Source organism: Candidatus Dedyshia acidiphila (genome assembly GCF_051025295.1).
Taxonomy (GTDB): domain Bacteria; phylum Acidobacteriota; class Terriglobia; order Terriglobales; family Acidobacteriaceae; genus KBS-83.
The window spans coordinates 104452-120988 of the sequence record NZ_JBMGJV010000007.1 but is presented as its reverse complement, the minus strand read 5'-3'; the positions used below and the strand labels follow the sequence as shown (position 1 = coordinate 120988).

Annotated in this window: 13 protein-coding genes; 8 read left to right on the top strand and 5 right to left on the bottom strand. The window is 65.2% G+C overall.

Annotated elements, in window-relative coordinates; translation table 11 throughout:
* From AC5IJH_RS05045 to AC5IJH_RS05035, 3 genes are all read left to right on the top strand, one after another.
* Positions 1–1346 (top strand): transglycosylase domain-containing protein (locus AC5IJH_RS05045; RefSeq protein ID WP_491901713.1); only part of this gene is annotated, 1346 nt, incomplete at its 5' end.
* 93 nt (positions 1347–1439) lie between these two features.
* Positions 1440–1820, top strand: a complete 381-nt coding sequence (locus AC5IJH_RS05040) for a DUF2384 domain-containing protein (protein ID WP_491901712.1) — start codon at positions 1440–1442, stop codon at positions 1818–1820.
* Positions 1821–1875: 55 nt separating this feature from the next.
* Positions 1876–2535 (top strand): RES family NAD+ phosphorylase, encoded by a 660-nt coding sequence (locus AC5IJH_RS05035; protein WP_491901711.1) that lies wholly within the window; start codon positions 1876–1878, stop codon positions 2533–2535.
* On the opposite strand, the gene AC5IJH_RS05030 is transcribed toward AC5IJH_RS05035, so the two are convergent.
* Together AC5IJH_RS05030 and AC5IJH_RS05025 are read right to left on the bottom strand one after the other, a co-directional pair.
* Complete coding sequence (locus tag AC5IJH_RS05030; RefSeq protein WP_491901710.1) at positions 2532–3428, bottom strand: Fpg/Nei family DNA glycosylase; 897 nt, start codon at positions 3426–3428, stop codon at positions 2532–2534. The two genes, AC5IJH_RS05035 and AC5IJH_RS05030, sit on opposite strands and share 4 nt — an antisense overlap.
* Entirely contained in the window at positions 3429–8225 is a 4797-nt protein-coding gene (locus AC5IJH_RS05025; protein ID WP_491901709.1) for a DNA glycosylase AlkZ-like family protein, read from the bottom strand.
* Positions 8226–8427: 202 nt separating this feature from the next.
* Between AC5IJH_RS05025 and cdd the strand changes: the two genes are divergently transcribed.
* From cdd to AC5IJH_RS05005, 4 genes are read left to right on the top strand one after another with little or no spacing between them, the layout of a single operon-like run.
* A complete protein-coding gene (gene cdd / locus AC5IJH_RS05020; protein WP_491901708.1) occupies positions 8428–8853 on the top strand; it encodes a cytidine deaminase in 426 nt (141 codons plus the stop codon).
* Positions 8846–10198, top strand: coding sequence for a thymidine phosphorylase (locus AC5IJH_RS05015; protein ID WP_491901707.1), 1353 nt, complete (start codon positions 8846–8848; stop codon positions 10196–10198). Before cdd ends, AC5IJH_RS05015 begins: the two co-directional genes overlap by 8 nt.
* Positions 10199–10230: 32 nt before the next feature.
* Complete coding sequence (locus tag AC5IJH_RS05010) at positions 10231–11469, top strand: NupC/NupG family nucleoside CNT transporter (protein WP_491901706.1); 1239 nt, start codon at positions 10231–10233, stop codon at positions 11467–11469.
* A 56-nt stretch (positions 11470–11525) separates the two neighbouring features.
* On the top strand, positions 11526–12059 hold the full coding sequence (locus AC5IJH_RS05005) for a heme-degrading domain-containing protein (protein WP_491901705.1): 534 nt from the start codon (positions 11526–11528) through the stop codon (positions 12057–12059).
* Positions 12060–12089: 30 nt separating this feature from the next.
* Here the strand turns inward: AC5IJH_RS05005 and AC5IJH_RS05000 are convergent, their stop codons facing one another.
* The gene (locus AC5IJH_RS05000; RefSeq protein WP_491901704.1) at positions 12090–12635 is read right to left on the bottom strand and encodes a TlpA family protein disulfide reductase; all 546 of its coding nucleotides are present in this window, start codon (positions 12633–12635) and stop codon (positions 12090–12092) included.
* A gap of 62 nt (positions 12636–12697) precedes the next feature.
* Here AC5IJH_RS05000 and AC5IJH_RS04995 point away from each other — a divergent pair, with 62 nt between their 5' ends.
* Positions 12698–13744 carry a hypothetical protein gene (locus AC5IJH_RS04995; protein ID WP_491901703.1) on the top strand — a complete coding sequence of 349 codons (1047 nt, stop codon included), beginning with the start codon at positions 12698–12700 and terminating at the stop codon, positions 13742–13744.
* A gap of 11 nt (positions 13745–13755) precedes the next feature.
* Here AC5IJH_RS04995 and AC5IJH_RS04990 read toward each other — a convergent pair whose 3' ends face one another.
* Complete coding sequence (locus AC5IJH_RS04990) at positions 13756–14850, bottom strand: class I SAM-dependent methyltransferase (protein WP_491901702.1); 1095 nt, start codon at positions 14848–14850, stop codon at positions 13756–13758.
* A 199-nt stretch (positions 14851–15049) separates the two neighbouring features.
* Positions 15050–16507, bottom strand: a complete 1458-nt coding sequence (locus AC5IJH_RS04985) for an amidohydrolase family protein (RefSeq protein WP_491901701.1) — start codon at positions 16505–16507, stop codon at positions 15050–15052.
* Positions 16508–16537 lie beyond the last annotated feature (30 nt).

The following is a 16537-nucleotide window of genomic DNA, read 5'->3' as shown; positions in this document are numbered from 1 at the left end:
CCCCCCAGGTCGCGCTAGTGGCACTGAATCCACACACCGGACAAATTCTTGCACTGGTCGGGGGCCGCAACTACGGCATCTCGCAGCTTAACCATGCCGTCGCCCATCGGCCCACTGGGTCAATCTTCAAGCCATTCGTCTATGCGGCCGGCTTCAACACGTCTCTTGCAGGCACGCAGTTAACCGCTCCCACCGTGCAGACCGTCGCTGCCGATCAGGGCGCGCGCGGCGAAGCGCAGAATGCAAACGCCACCCCACCAGCTCCGGACCCTGGGCTGCAGCATGGCGTGTTCACCGAAATCACCATGCTGAACAATGACCTGACCACGTTCGAAGGGGGCTACTCGCCCGGCAACTTCGGACATGCCGGCGGCCTGGTCACCGCGCGTTATGCGCTGCAGGCGTCGCTGAATAACGCCACGGTCGAGTTGGCGCAGATGGTCGGCTACGCCAATGTGGCCGCGCTGGCGCGCGATGCAGGCATTCACTCAGCGCAAGGCACCCCCGCGGTCGCGCTGGGGTCCTATGACGCCACGCCGATCGACATGGCCGGCGCCTACACCACGTTCGCCAACAGTGGCACCAGGATCGTTCCATGGGAGATCGCCTCGGTGCGCGCCTCGAACGGCGACCCGATCAGTGACCACCAACCGGACGAGAAGCCCATCCTCGACCCGCGTGTGGCTTACCTGACGACGAACATGCTGCAAAACGTGATGAACGCCGGCACGGCGGCGACCGTGCGAAGCGCCGGCTTCCAAGCCCCGGCGGCAGGTAAAACCGGCACGTCGCACGATGCCTGGTTCGCCGGCTACACCTCGAACCTGATCTGCATCATCTGGGTAGGCAACGACGACTACTCCGATATCAAGATGCAGGGCACACACGCGGCTGCCCCCATCTGGGCTGCCTTCATGAAGCGGGCAATCGCGCTGCCGCAATACTCGGACACACGCGACTTCCCCATCCCGCAGGGCGTCAACCTGGTGAAGCTCGACAAGGCGACCAATCTCCTCGCCGACCCGACGTGTCCGGAAGACTACTACGCTGCCTTCCTCGAGGGCACCGCGCCAACCCACACCTGCTCGCACCCGAACGACGACAATCGCAACTTCTTCCAGAAGCTCTTCGGGTTAGGTGGCGATCACCCTCAACAGCAGCTCCCTCAGGCATCCCAGCCGGCGGTGCTGCCTCCGGGCCAGCCCGTCCCCAACGGCGGCGCGCAAAATGCGCAGAACACACCACCAGCCGACCAGCCCAAGCAGAAGAAGCGCGGCTTCTTCAGCCGCATCTTCGGCGGCGGTAAGAAGGACGACCAGCAGCAACCGCCCCCGCCGCCGCAGTAGATTTGAGTAGATACGGTATTTGCCCGTGAAAGTAGCGCGTATTCAGCCGGATTCATGCGATACTAGCCCGGAGAGGCGCCTCCCATGGCTGTGATGACCCTGCCCCGCCCGGACCTGGCGGCCCATCGTGAATCGCTCCGCCTGCCTGCCTCCGCCATCGTGGAGCAACTCGTCGCGATCCTCGGGCGCAAGCTGACCGCCTACATCGGTAAGGTGAAGGATGTGCGCGCGGTGGATCGGTGGATCGCTGGCGGTGAACTCTACGGCGATGCGGAGCAGCGGCTACGCTTCGCCTTCCAAGTCGCACGCACGCTGGGTGAGCAGGACTCGCCTGCCGTGGTGCAGGCCTGGATAACCGGCGTGAATCCCGAGCTCGGCGACCGGGTTCCCCTGCGCCTGATGCGCGAAGGCGACCTCCACACCGTCGCCCCCGAAGTTCTCCGCGCCGCGCGGGCGTTTCTCGCGGGCGGCTAGTCCGAGCCCTGCCTGACGCATGCCCTCGAGTGCCAGCTTCACCCTTGAATCCCGTGTGCCCGCAGGTCCGGTGTATCGCCTAGGCCGGCGCCCTAATGCGTGGAGCCCGCCCGACTGGGCGCACGCCCACTCCGACGGTACCTTCGGCAATCGCTTCGACGACCCGCAGGCCTACTACCGTGTGCTCTACGCTTCGTCACAGCGGCTGAGCTGTTTTCTCGAGACCCTGGCGCGCTTTCGGCCTGACCTCACGCTGCTCGCCGAACTGGCCGAGATCGAAGGCGCGGACGATTTCGTGCCGCCCGGCTCTGTTCCACTCGACTGGGCCACGCAGCGAACCATGGGCACGGCGAGCATCGAGGGTCGCTATGCAGACATCTACGCCGGTGAATGGATCGCATATCTTCGCCGCGAGCTCGCCAGCCATGCTCTCTCGCTCGGTCTTGATGACATCGACGCATCCACGCTGCAGAGTGCACGGCCACGAGCGCTGACTCAGCAGGCCTCGCTGATCGCCTTTCGCGAAGGCTTCGAGGGCATTGTCTATCGCTCGCGTTACGGACACTCGCTCGAGAACTGGGCGCTGTTCGAGCCCTTTCCACTGCGCGAGACGACCTCGTCCGCAATCGACCCGACCGATCATGACCTGAAGGAAGCGCTGCGGATGCATGGCCTGGCCATGAGCACTCCCGCGCTCGTCCAACCGCTCTCCTAGCTGCAGCCGACGCGCGTGCGGCGGATCGGATTCGACCAGCCCTCGACCGGCTCCATCCCTGCGGATTCCGGCTGACAGCTTGGACACCAGTATGTCGAGCGTGCTGCCGGGCCCTGCTTGCGCATGCGGACTGCTGCTCCGCAACGGCGGCACTCCTTGCCTTGCCGCCCGTAGACCCACAGCCGCTCTCCTGGGTCGGACGCATGCGTGGTGCGGCGCGCGCCCGTGTAGGTCACGATGCCTTCGCGCACGCCGTCCTTCACGTTGGCCGCGAGAAAGCGCTGCGAGCGCTCGATCAGGCAATCGATCTCGGCATTCGTCAAGGTCCTGACCAGGCGATAAGGGTGCACGCCGCACGCGAACAGCACCTCGCTCTTGTAAACGTTGCCGAGCCCCGCCATCACCCTCTGGTTGAGCAGCACGTTCGCGATCTCTTCGTCAGCATGGGCGCGGATGCGCGTCTCCGCCTCGTTGCGATCGAAGCCCGTAGCCAGCGGATCTGGACCGAGCCCGGGGATCGCCGAGTTGCGCGCGAGCGTGCGCTCCGTGAAGAACTTCGCAACCGGCACGTTGAAGGCGACCGCTTCGAAATCTTCGGTTGCGACGGCGACGCGCATATCGCGCCGGGGCCGCCGCCAGCGCTCACCGACTCGGTAGATGTGCCACGAGCCTGACATCAGCATGTGAGTCACAAGGATCAGATCTCCCGAGAAGCGAATCAGCAGCCATTTGCCGCGCGACTCGACGGACTCGACCGTGCGCCCCGCGACCGGTGTGTCGTCGTTCACAGAGGCCAGCGGCGCCAGCGCCGTCTCAAAGCGCACGATGGGCTTGCCCTCGAGTGCTCGGCCAAGGGCTCGGGCAGAGCGAAAGATCGTATCTCCCTCGGGCACTTATTGCACCTCCGTCGGGTTGGATGCGGCGGCGGGCTGTGCCCATGCGGGCATCAAGGTGCGCCGCACGTTGAACCCGGTCGGGGCAACCTGGAAGCCTGCATCCTGCAGGAAGCGCGCGAGAAAATGAGTGCCGACAGGTTGCCCATTCACCTCCGCGATCAGCAGCCCAGCACCTCGCTCCGCCTCGCGCTGGCGCATCTCTTCCTGCGTCATATGCACCAGGAACTGTGACAGATCGCGCGCGGCATGCGAGCGCTCCGGCTCCTCCGCTGGCAGAAAGACCTGAAGGTTTGGATTACTGCGCCGCAGGTACGCCACCAGCTCGCCATTGCGCAGAACGACGCTCGCGCCAACACTGCGGGTCAGGCTGCGCGGCTGATCCTCTGGGACCGTATCTCCGGTCGAGTCCGGCTGCGGCCAGCGCAGTGTTCCGCCGTAGGGATTCGCAGGATCGGTCGCCGCCAGCAAGACCATTTCCGGCTTCTCCGGCGTGGCCTGTTGGCGAAGCGAGCGCAGCAGATCCACCGCCGCAGGCAGCGCAAACTGTGTCGCTCCGAGCCCGGCGACAAAATAGCCACGCCGAATGCGCCCGCTTTCCTCCATCGCTTTCAACACGTCATAGACTGCGCTGAAGCCGCCCGGCAGATTTTCGAGCGCGACACTTTCGCGGGTCAGCACGCCATAACGTGCGAGCAGTTGATTCGCTAACGCATGGCTCCACTGCGTCGCCGCCGCGGGATCGGCAGCGGCAGCCTGCGGCACCAGTGTCCATCGCCCCTGCGCGCTGGGTGGCGTGGTGCGGCGTGAACGGAAGGCGGCCACCTGCGCGCCGCTGGTGTGCGAACGCTTTGCATGTCGACCGCCTGCTGGCCGTGTCGTGTACGCACGCAGGGCGTGGAACGTGTCGTTCGTCACCAGCCCACGCCAGACCAGCGTCCACAGCGCATCGAGCGTTTCGCCGGGATAACCGCCACCAAGCGCATCGTGCAGTTGCGCAAAGAAGCTCGCACCGCCGCGTTCGAGCTGCTCCAGCACCTGCTGCTCGCGCGGACTCAGATCGACCGCCGCCAACGCGTTCTGTCGTTGCGGTGGCAGCAGGTCGCGCAGTCGGTCCGAGAGGTACAGTGCAATGCGTCCATCGTGCTCGCCCAGCGGATCCAGTCCGATCCAGATCACTTCGCCCGCTGCGATCAACGTGTCGAGTTGCCCGGGCGCGTAGTTGGAGAGCCGCGCCGGCAAGATGCTGGTCTCGATCAGTGATGCCGGTAGCGGCGCACCCTGAAGGTTTTCGATGGTATCGAGCAGCGAATCGAGCCCGCGGCGTCGCTGCAGCACACCTTGCCAGTGCGTGCCCAGGCGCGCGAGCATCTGCTGCTCAACCGGCTCAACCTCTTTTCGTAACTTCGCGAGTGACTTGCGCCGGATCAGCCGCAGCACTTCAACATCGCACCACTCGCGATGAATGCCGCCGGGACGGAACCCACCCTCCACGATGCGCCCGTCGAGCAGCAGTCGCCGCAGCGGCGCATCCACCTGCTCTGCTGAGAGCTCGAAGCGCTTCGCCACCTCTGCTTGCGTGAACGGCCCATGCGAGCGCGCGTAGCGGCGCACCAGTTCCAGCAGCGGCTGCGCCACCGGCGCGAGCAGCGCCTTCGGCAGCCCCGGCGGCAGCGGGATGCCGAGCGCATCGCGATACCGCGCCGCGTCCTCGACTGCGATCAGCCGCTTCTCCCCGGCCATGCGGATCTCAAGCAGCCGGTTTGCTCGCAGCAGGCGCTCGGTGTGGATTGCTACATCCGGCGCGGCCAACCGTCGCAGCAGCTCTGCACGATTCAGATCGCCGAGCCGTAGCAGCAGGTCGTGGATGCCGTCTGCCCCACGCGCCTTCTGATTCTCGAGCAGCGCCTGCAACTGATCCTCGACCTCGGCGATTGCATCCACATCGAGCAGCTCGCGGAGATCGGCATCGCCCAGCAGCTCGCGCAACTGCTCCTGGTCAATCGAGAGCGCCTGCGCCCGGCGCTCCGCCAGGGGTGCATCGCCTTCGTAGATATAGTTGGCCACGTAGCTGAACAGCAGCGACGCGGCAAACGGCGACGGCGTCTTCGAATCGGCGACGTGCACGCGCGTGGTGCGTGCGATGACCGAGCGCAACACCTCGAGGAATGCCGGCATGTCGAACACATCGCGCACGCATTCGCGATATGCCTCAAGCAGCATAGGAAACGCGGGATAACGTGCGGCCACACTCAACAGGTCATACGCGCGCTTGCGCTGCGCCCACAGCGGGGCGCGGCCAGTGGCGCGGCGGCGCGGCAGCAGCAGTGCGCGCGCGGCGCTCTCACGGAACTTCGCTGCAAACAGCGCGGTGGACCCAAGCTGTCGCAGCACCAGGTCGCTCGCCTCACTCGGATCGAGCAGGATGGTGTCCGCATCGGGTGGCGCGTCCGACTCCGGAAAGCGCAACACGAAGCCATCGTCGGCCCACATCACCTCGACGTCGGGGCCACCCGCGGCGCGCAGCCGCGCGCTGATGGCCATGGCCCACGGCGCATGCACCCGGCTGCCGAAGGGTGTCAGCACGCACACACGCCAGTCACCGAGTTCGTCGCGCACGCGCTCGATCACGATGGTGCGATCGTCCGGCACCGCCGTCGTTGCGAGCTCCTGATCTGCAAGGAAGCGCAGCAGGTTCTCCGCCGCCTGCGGGTCCAGATCGTGCTCGCGCGTCAGCCGCGCCAGCGCGGCATTGCGCGGCATCTCCCGCAGTTCGCGGACCAGTGCACCGATGCGCCGGCCAAACTCAAGCGGTCGCCCTGCTATGTCGCCATGCCAGAACGGCATCTTTCCCGGCTCGCCCGGGGCGGGCGATACAAGCACGCGATCGTGCGTGATCTCATCGATGCGCCAGGTCGTCGCGCCCAGGATGAAGGTGTCGCCCGTGCGGCTCTCGAAGATCATCTCCTCGTCGAGTTCGCCAACGCGCACCGGCCGCCCCTCTGTTCCCGACAGAAAGACGCCATAGAGACCGCGATCGGGAATCGTGCCGCCGTTCAGGATCGCCAGCATCTTCGAGCCATCGCGCGGAGTGAGCACGCTTGTCGTGCGGTCCCACGTGAGCCTCGGCCGCAATTCGCTGAACTCGTCAGACGGATAACGACCCGCCAGTAGATCGAGCACACCCTCAAAGGCGCCGCGACTCAGCTCGGCAAAGGGCGCGGCCCCGCGCACAATGCGGAACAAGTCCTCCACCGGGATCTCCGCAGGCGGTGGAGCCTCTTTGCGCTTTCGTGGCGTGATCACCACGCGCGGCGGTTGCGCCACCGTCGCGACCATCTGCTGCGCCAGCACATCGAGCGGGTTGCGGAGGTAGCGTGTCGATTCCACCAGTCCTTCGTGCATCGCGCGCGTCACCGCCGCGCACGCCACCAGGTCGGCGCGGTACTTCGGGAAGATGATGCCGTCGCTGGCCGCGCCCACACGATGCCCCGCACGGCCGATGCGCTGCATGCCGCTCGCCACGGATGGCGGCGCTTCGATTTGGATGACGAGATCGACCGCGCCCATGTCGATGCCCAGTTCGAGCGACGACGTGCACACCAGCGCTTTGATCTTGCCCGCTTTCAACAGCTCTTCGATCTCCGATCGCTGCGACGCGGCGAGCGAGCCGTGATGCGCGCGCGCCACCGGCTCATTCGCAAGCTCGTTAATGGCGCCAGCCAATCGCTCCGCCGTGCGGCGGTTGTTCACAAAGATCAGCGTCGAGGTACGCTCGCGCACAATCTCCAGCAGCCGAGGATGAATTGCGCTCCAGATCGAAGCGCGCTTCGGCCCCTGCGATGCCGCGCCACTTGGCAGCTCGATGGGCTGGCCGAGCTTCGCCATGTCCTCGACCGGGACCTCGATGCGCAGCTCCAGCTTCTTCGGCTCACTCGCATTCACGATCGTGACCGGGCGGAAGCGCACGACCTGCTCTTCACGCGCAGCAATCGCCTCTGCGGTTTCGTCTTGCGTGTAGCCGGCCTCCATCTCTTCCGCTAATTCGTTCCCGGCTTGCTCAACCGGCTCGGGCGGGATCGAACTCTCGACCGCAGCATCGACCCCGGCGAGAAAGTGCGCGACCTCCTCAAGCGGGCGCTGCGTTGCCGATAGACCGATACGCTGGAATGGCCGATCCGTGATCGCGGCCAGCCGCTCGAGCGAGAGCGCCAGATGCGCGCCGCGCTTGGTCGGCACCAGCGCGTGGATCTCGTCGATGATGACGGTCTCGACGCTGCGCAGGCCCGCGGCCGCGTCGGACGTGAGCAGCAGGTAGAGCGACTCCGGCGTGGTGATCAGGATCTCCGCGGGACGGCGGCGGAAGAGTGCGCGATCCTTCTGCGATGTGTCGCCGGTGCGCACCGCAATTTCCGGCTCATGCACGGAGACACCGCAGCGTTGCGCCATGCTGGCGATACCCGCCAGAGGCGAGCGCAGGTTGCGCTCCACGTCCACTGCAAGCGCCTTCAGCGGACTGATGTAGAGCACGCGGCAGGTGTCCACCGTGCCCGCTGGTGGGGGCGCGAGCATCAGTCGGTTGAGACACCACAGAAAGGCGGTCAGCGTTTTGCCGGTGCCCGTGGGCGCGAGGATCAGCGTGTGGTCGCCGCGCGCGATCGCCGGCCAGCCCAGCACCTGCGGCGACGTAGGCCGCTCGAACACAGCGCGGAACCACTCTGCCGTGACGGGATGAAACAGCGCGAGCGCGTCCTCGGCTGGGTCCGGACTGCTGCGGGTTGTCTTCGCTCGTGCCATCGGCGTTCGTTCGTCAGACGGGGAAAGCGGCTGCCGGGATTGCCGTCTGCGCTAGCAGGGATGCAACTCTTTATGGTCTCAGGAAAGCGGTCCGTGCGCGGACCGGCCCCGAAGGTGTCGGCGTTGGCTGTTGATGGCAACGCAAGCACCCATGCACTCCGGCGGTTGCAAGCGTAAAGCCTTCCCAGTAGCCTCGGACGTGATGCAGAGCAGCGCAGCTACCATTTCGCAGGCAGCAAGAGAGCGACTGCTGGAGGCCGCGGAGACAGCCGCGCTCCAAGCCTATGCGCCGTATTCGCGCTTCCGCGTCGGCGCTGCGTTGCTGCTGGAGAACGGCACGATCGTGACCGGGGCGAATGTCGAGAACGCCTCCTATGGACTAACCATCTGCGCCGAGCGGTCTGCCGTCGTTCGCGCCATTGCCGAGCAAGGTCCCGCTATTCGCATCGCCGCGGTGGCCGTCGCAAACCAGAATGCTGCCGCAAGCCCTCCGTGTGGCGGCTGCCGGCAGGTACTTGCCGAGTTCATGGCCGACGACGCGCCCGTCTTCTTTCCCTTGCAGGACGAGGTGCAGCAGCGCACACTCGCAGAACTGCTTCCTCTGACCTTTGGCCTCGTGCATGGCTGATCTGCACACGGTCGACATCGTCGCCCGCAAACGCGACGGCCTCGCGCTGACGCCGGCTCAGGTCGCGCACATCGTCCGCGGCGCAGCCGATGGCACTATCGACGACGCGCAACTCAGCGCCTTCCTTATGGCTACCTTCCTGCGCGGCATGGAGCCAGAGGAGGTGCACGCGCTTACGGAGTCGATGCGCGGCTCCGGCCAGCAGCTCGACCTGCGCACACCGGCGAGCGGCGGCCCTGCGAAGACGACGGTCGACAAGCACTCGACGGGCGGCGTCGGCGACAAGACTTCGTTTCTCGTGGCGCCCATCGCAGCAGCAGCGGGACTGCGCGTGCCCATGATCAGCGGGCGTGCGCTGGGCCATACCGGCGGCACGCTCGATAAACTCGAAGCCATCCCCGGCTACCGCACCACGCTCTCCGCAGACGAGATGCGCCGCGTGATCGATGCCGCGGGCTTCACCATCGTCGGCCAATCGACGGAGCTGGTGCCCGCCGACCGGCGCCTCTACACCTTGCGCGACCACATCGGCGCGGTCGAGAGCCCCTACCTTATCTGCGCCTCCATCATGAGCAAGAAGCTCGCGGCAGGCCTCGACGCGCTCGTGCTGGACGTAAAGACCGGCTCCGGCGCGATGCTCAAATCACTCGCCGTGGCGCGTTTTCTGGCGCGCCTCATGGTCGAGACCGGTGAGCGTGCGGGCACGCGAACGGCAGCACTGCTGAGCGATATGTCGCAGCCACTGGGGCGATTTGCAGGCAACGGGGTCGAAGTGCTCGAGTCCCTGTCGCTCCTTGGCGGCGAGCGCCACCCGCTCAGCAACGATCTGCGCGAGCTTTCGCTCACCCTCGCTGGATGGATGCTGACCCTCGGCGGCGTCACCGATAGTGCCGAAGCAGGCCGCGCCCAGGCAGAGCGCCACCTTGCCGATGGTTCCGCGCTGCACCAGTTCGAGCAGATGATCGCGCTACAGGGCGGTGAACTCGCCGCGTTGAAGCAGGCGCCTGCGCATCGCCGCGAGCTGCGCGCCACCCGCTCCGGCTTTGTCTTCGCTATGGATACGGCAGCGATCGGCTGGGCCGTGCAACGGCTCGGCGCCGGACGTGAGCGCGCCGGCGATCCTGTCTCGCCCCAGGCCGGCATCGAGTTTCACGCGAAGCCTGGCTCGGAGGTCCGCACCGGGGACCTGCTGTGCACGATGTTCACCGACGATCCGGCGCGCTTTACCGAACCGCAGTCGCTCTTTCTGAATGCGATCGACATCGCCGACGCACCGCCGCGGCCAACGCCGCTGGTGCATGAGGTGCTCACCCGCGATACTCTGGGCTCGGCACCGCTGCTCTGATTCCTCTTCCTCTTTGAGACAGGATCGATCGATTGGCACGATTCACCGGAGTCCTCGGTCTTGTCACCATGCTCCTTCTGGCGTGGATCTTCTCGACCGATCGCCGCGCCATTCGCGCCCGCACCATTGCCTGGGGACTGGGCCTCCAGATCGTCTTCGCCTTCATGGTGCTGCGCTGGAGCTTCGGCCGCACTGCGATGGCGCGAGCCGGAGACGTAGTCAACCACCTGCTCGCGTATGCCTTCGCCGGCTCCTCGTTCCTGTTCGGCGAGTTCGGAAAGCAGCAGTCGTCCTTCGGGTCCATCATCGCGTTCCAGGTGCTGCCCACCATCATTTTCATCTCGGCGCTCTTCGCCGTGCTCTATCACCTTGGCATCATGCAGCTCGTCATTCGCGCCTTCGCATGGGGCATGCAGCGCACCATGCGCATCTCCGGCGCGGAGTCGCTCAACGTCGCCGCATCCATCTTCATGGGCCAGACGGAAGCCCCGCTCTCTATCCGGCCCTTCCTTCCCGGGCTCACGCGCTCCGAGCTGATGACCGTGATGACCAGCGGCATGGCGCATGTCTCGGGTGGCATCATGGCCGCGTACATCCTGCGCGGCATCGAGGCGAAACACCTGCTGGCGGCCGTGATCATGACCGCGCCAGGCACGATTCTTGTCGCGAAGATGCTGGTACCGGAGACGCAGGTACCAGACACGCTGGGCCGCGTTTACCTGCCGAAAAGCGAAGAGCACAAGGATGAAAACCTGATCGGCGCAATCGCGCGCGGCACCATCGACGGCGGACGCCTCGCGTTCAACGTCGGTATCATGCTGATTTCGTTCATCGCGCTGGTGGCGCTCGCGAACGGCATCATGGGCGGTCTGCACGACTGGCTCGGGCTGCGCCACATCCCGTTCCCGTCGTCGCTCGACCAGATCCTTGGATGGGTCTTCGCTCCCGTTGCGTGGCTCATCGGTATCCCCTGGCACGCAGCACCGGTGGTCGGCAACCTGCTCGGCACGCGCATGGTCGTGAACGAACTGATCGCCTTTTCAAACCTAGGCGCTCTCAAGAGTTCGCTCGACCCGCGCTCATTCACCATCGCGACCTTCGCGCTGTGCGGGTTTGCCAACATCAGTTCCATCGGAATCCAGATCGGCGGCATCGGGGCACTGATCCCGGAGAGGCGCAAGGAGCTGGCACAGCTCGGCGCCCGTGCGATGCTGGCTGGCACCATGGCGAACCTCATGTCCGCCTCGATCGTCGGCATCCTGCTGCAGTAGCCCGCACGCGGCACCTCGGTTGCGGTAGCCTGTCCGGGCACAACGGAGGGAGCATCATGGCCGAACCTTCGCTCGACGAGGACCTGGCACAGATCGCGCGCCAGGAGCGTGAGCTGCAGTGGAATGCATTCAGCGAAGAGGATGCCTGGGAGGTCGGCTCCACGCTGCGCTCGCTGGCCGCGGAGCGGATGCTCTCCATCGTGATCGATATCCGCCGCTTCACGCCGCACCTCGGCAATCAGGCAGGTGCGCCGCTGTTCTACGCGGCGATGACCGGCACTAGTCCCGACAACTCCGAGTGGGCGCGTCGCAAGGCTAACGTGGTCGCGCGCCTGCATCGCAGCAGCTACCAAGTCGGCCTGCACCTCAAGTCGCGCAGGACCACGCTCGAAGACAAGTACGGACTGCCGACGACGGACTACGCCAGCCACGGCGGCGCGTTTCCCATCACGCTGGCAGGCACCGGTGTTATCGGCAGCGTGACCGTCTCCGGTCTGCCCCAGCGCGAGGATCACGAGTTAGTCGTGGAGGCGCTCTGTCTCGAACTGAATCGCAAGTACGCAGACCTGCGCCTCGCTAGCGCGAGTTAGCGGGACGAGTGACAATCGAGTCGGCCTCGTCTACCACTCGTTGTGCTGAACGGGCTTGGGTGCTTTCCCTTGCCGGCCGCCCAGCAGCCAGTCCAGGCGCGACCGCAGATCGCGTTCGCGTGCCTCGCCCTCAATGCGGCCAATCACCTCGCCCTTGTCGTCGAGCACCACTGTGGCCGGCACCACGTCGCCCAGTTGCAACTCGTGCAGCGACTTGTACGACGCGCCAGTCCACACCGGGATCTTCAATCCGCGACGTTCGATCACCGCGGGTATCTTCGAGCGCGCCGCTGGCTCATCGATGGACACAGCGACGAACGACACGCCCTGCGCTGCATACGCATCAGCCAGCTTCTGCAGCAGCGGCATCTCTTCTTTGCAAGGCCCGCACCACGTCGCCCAGAAGTTCACGACCGCTGGATGCCCTCGCAGCTCGGCAATCGAATGTGGCGTTCCGTCGAGCGCCTGTAACTGCGTCTTGCTCTCGGCGGCCGCGGACGATCGCGACCCGGCGTGAAGCAAGGGCTGCAGGAAGAAGATCGCAGCGAGTAGACCAGCCGCTCGTTGGGCTTGCATTTCCAACCTTTGGCCGATAGTGAGATAGCTCGGCGCGAATGCATCATGGCACACGTTCCGCCATGAAGAAAACAATCGCACTCCTCGCTACGCTTCTCGCTGCTGCCGTCCCCGCCTTCGGCCAGGGCTGCCTCGCTGTCCACACCAACCAGCCCATGCTCGGCGGCCTGTGCAGTGGCGGCGCGCCAGTGAAGGGGTTCTTCCGTCACCCGCTCACGCTCGAGGTCGACTGGCGCTCCTTCAGCTCCCATCGCCACTTCATCGGCACGGTCGAGCAGAAGCAACGCGAAGCCCTCGGCACCGAAATTGAGAATCATCAGAATCTCTACAACGTCGGCCTGAGTTATGAGTTATCCCCGCGCTGGAGCGTGAACGCGAACGTGCCGTTCATCGCCGGCACGCGCGATCAGAAGTATCCGCCGAAGGCGATCTACGACATCGGCGGCATCGGCGACATGCTGGTCGGTGTGCAGGGATGGGTGATCCGTCCGCCCGCGGAAAATGGCGGCAACATTGCCCTCGGCGCCGCGCTCAAGATACCCACAGGCATCAACGACGGCAAGTACACCGGCACGCTCGCCAATGGCAAGTCGGTCGAGGCCGTCGGCGATCAGTCGATGCAGCCGGGCGATGGATCCTGGGGCTTCACACTCTCGACTCAGGCCTACAAGCAGACGCTCTTCAACACCACCGCTTACTTCCAGGGCTTTTGGCTCTTCAACCCGCGCGATACGAATGGCGTCGCCACATTCCGCAGCAAGCGGGGCGAGCAGGTGATGTCGGTGCCCGACCAGTACCTGTTCCGCGGTGGGTTCGGCCATCGGGTTCCAAAGGTTCGCGGACTGCTGGCGAGCTTGGGTGGCCGCATGGAAGGCATCCCGGTGCGCGACGCCTTCGGCAAGAGCGATGGTTTCCGGCGCCCGGGTTACATCATCTCGATCGATCCAGGATTGATGTATGAGCACGGCCGTGACATGTTCTCGCTCAACGGCCCGTACGCGCTGGAGCGCAACCGGCGCGCCTCTGTCACCGACCTCGCGAGCCACACACATGGTGACGCGGCCTTCGCTGATTACACCGTGATCCTCAGCTACAGCCGCGTCTTCTAAATGCAATCGGCTCAGATACGCGCTTCGAGCACCATGTTGAAGGGCGTCTCTGCCACGCGCCGAACGCGCGTAAACCCAGCCTCGGCAAGCACCGCGCGCAGTCGTTTCTCCCCGGCCTGGGCGCCCAGCCCCAGCGCAACATCCTGCGACAACGACGCAGGCACACACAGCAGCATCGATGCCGAGTAGTAGATGCGCCCGACCGGATTGTGGTTCGCCGCCGTGTCGTCCTCCGCACGCGGTTCCACGATCATCCACACGCCATCGGGGCTCAGCATCTCGCGCATATGCCGGGCCGCTCCGACCGGATCACCCATGTCGTGCAGGCAGTCGAAGCAGGTGATGAGGTCATACCCTGTGCCCGGAATCTGGGCCGCAGAGGACACGCTGAACGTCGCTCGCGAGGCGAGCCCGCGAGCCTTCGCCTCCTCACGCGCATGGGCGACGGATCCATCGTGGTAATCAAAGCCGACGAAGCTCGACTCCGGGAAGGCCTTCGCCATCAGCAGCGTCGACGCACCGTGCCCGCAGCCAACATCCGCCACCTTGCCGCCAGCTTTCAGCTTGGCCTCAACGCCAGTCAGCGCGGGAATCCACTCGGAGACGAGGTGCGTGAGATAAGTCGGGCGGAAGAAGCGCTCACAGCCCACGAACAGGTCCTTGTCATGCTCGTGCCAGCCGAAGCCGCGACCTTCACGATAGGCCTCCGTCAGCTTGTCTACGTCGCGCATGCACGCCGCAAGCATGTAACTGAAACCCGGCAGATCAAGCGCGGTGTCATCCTGCGCCAGTGCAAAGGCCTGCTCCGGAGACAACGAATACGTGTCAGTAGCGGAATCATAATCCACGTAATGGCTGGCGGCATTTGCGTTCAGCCACTCGCGGACGTAGCGCTCACGCACCCCTGTACGCCGGCTTAACTCCTCTGAGCTCATAGGGACGCCATCGCGCATCGCGCGGTAAAGGCCCAGTTTGTCGCCGACCAGCACCACGCCCATATGCATGGCAGCGCCCATATCTCCAACGGCGCGGCCAAGGAACGCGTTCAATTTATCGGGATCGAGGGTGCGGGATTGGGGTGGAGTCTCAGGCGCTGCAGTAGCCATGATCAGTTCTCCTCAGAGGATTGAGGGAACGTCCGCGGTGTCCGGAGGGGCCTGGACAGGTGGCCCATTTACGAATGGCACGGTCGCGCTCCCGGGCCCGATGTTGCCCGGCAGAAGATAGTGCCGGCGCGCCAGTATAGGGGCAACGCCGCACACGGGAGCAAGCAAAATCAGGAACTAACTATCCAGAGAGTAGCGTCTAGCGGATTCCCATCTTCCCCGCGACCGAGGCGCGCAGCTTCTCCGGGTCGTAGCCGATCCCGTCTTTGAATACCGTCTCCACCGCCTCGATATCATCGACCTTAGCTGCGGGATTGCCGTTGATCACCACCAGGTCGGCTGCATGGTCCGCCACAACAGCACCGATCGCGTCCTGCTGACCGAGATAGGTCGCGCCATTCTGCGTCGCGATATGAATCGCCTCCACGGGCGAGAAGCCCGCCTCGACCAGCAGTTCCATCCCGCGCTGATCGCCGAAGCCTGGCAGGATGCCTCCGTACCCGGTCGGGTCACAGCCCGCGAGCAGCAGTCCACCCGCCTTCACAAATGCGCGCTCGAACTGCATCTCCTTCTTCAGCAGCGTAGGCCAGTTCGATGCATCGCCGCGCTCCGCAATCGCTGCACGCGTGGTCGCAAAGTCTGCCCAGGCGGCGACGTTCAGCGCTTTGCGTACCGACTCCTGCTTGGCAAGTGGGGGCCGGTTCGGCACGAAGCTCTCAAAGATCGCCAGCGTCGACGTGACTGCGACATGATGCTCGACCAGCGTGCGAATCATGGCCTGCACCTCCGGCCCATCCACGTTTAGGCTCTGCGCCATCGCCTTCATCGGCCCGTTCTGCCCCGGGCACACGCCCTCCTGCTTGCCCGGCGCAAACTCTGTGTCCACCACCAGCCCGTGCTCCAGATCGTCGATGCCAAGCTCCGCCGCCTTGGTGAAGCCGATCGAGCAGAGATGACCGGTGATCTTCAGTCCCTTGGCATGTGCGCGATCGATCGCCGCCTTCAACTCCTCGGGAGTGATGTGCATGTACGCCTTGTAGTTCGTCACGCCCTCGGCCGCCCAGTAGTCCACGGTGCGTGCAGCATCCTCAGGCCCGTTTAGCGAATGCAATTGCGGGCCCAGCGACGGCGTGCCCTCGAGATAGGGCCCCGTGATCAGCAGCTTCGGCCCCGGTGTCTGCCCGGCATCGATCGCGGCCTTCAGCGCAAGATCGGTGTACGGCTCGACCGAACCTGTCGTGCGCGCCGTCGTCACACCGCCCGCGAGATACAGCCGCGGCGCCGAGTCGGCCATCTCGCCGTACATGTTCTGGTCACCGGGGCCAGATTCCGGTGTGGGATAGAACAGGTGCTCGTGCATGCCGACCAGGCCAGGGATCACCGTGCGTCCGGTCAGATCGAGGATCTTCGCATCCGGCGGATACGCATTGCGCAGCTTCGCGCTCTGCACGCGCGTGACGCGGCCATGCTCGATGTCAATGCGCTGATCCTCCCGCGGCTCTGCACCCGTGCCGTCGATCACCCGCACATGGTTCAGCACCAGGACCGGCGCGTCTTCCTTGACGAACGGCTTCAGCGAATCCTTCGGCGCTTGCGCAAGCAGCAGTGTTGCGGCAGCCAGCGGAGCAAGAGAAATCCATCGGGCGATGCGGGGCATCGGCACACTCCTTACGTCTTTCTGTTGTGT

Coding starts and splice junctions, on each gene's coding strand:
- cdd (WP_491901708.1), top strand. CDS start 8,428: ATGCAGAGCAGCGCAGCTACCATTTCGCAGGCAGCAAGAGAGCGACTG.
- AC5IJH_RS04990 (WP_491901702.1), bottom strand. CDS start 14,850: ATGGCTACTGCAGCGCCTGAGACTCCACCCCAATCCCGCACCCTCGAT.
- AC5IJH_RS04985 (WP_491901701.1), bottom strand. CDS start 16,507: ATGCCCCGCATCGCCCGATGGATTTCTCTTGCTCCGCTGGCTGCCGCA.
- AC5IJH_RS04995 (WP_491901703.1), top strand. CDS start 12,698: ATGAAGAAAACAATCGCACTCCTCGCTACGCTTCTCGCTGCTGCCGTC.
- AC5IJH_RS05000 (WP_491901704.1), bottom strand. CDS start 12,635: ATGCAAGCCCAACGAGCGGCTGGTCTACTCGCTGCGATCTTCTTCCTG.
- AC5IJH_RS05015 (WP_491901707.1), top strand. CDS start 8,846: ATGGCTGATCTGCACACGGTCGACATCGTCGCCCGCAAACGCGACGGC.
- AC5IJH_RS05005 (WP_491901705.1), top strand. CDS start 11,526: ATGGCCGAACCTTCGCTCGACGAGGACCTGGCACAGATCGCGCGCCAG.
- AC5IJH_RS05040 (WP_491901712.1), top strand. CDS start 1,440: ATGACCCTGCCCCGCCCGGACCTGGCGGCCCATCGTGAATCGCTCCGC.
- AC5IJH_RS05025 (WP_491901709.1), bottom strand. CDS start 8,225: ATGGCACGAGCGAAGACAACCCGCAGCAGTCCGGACCCAGCCGAGGAC.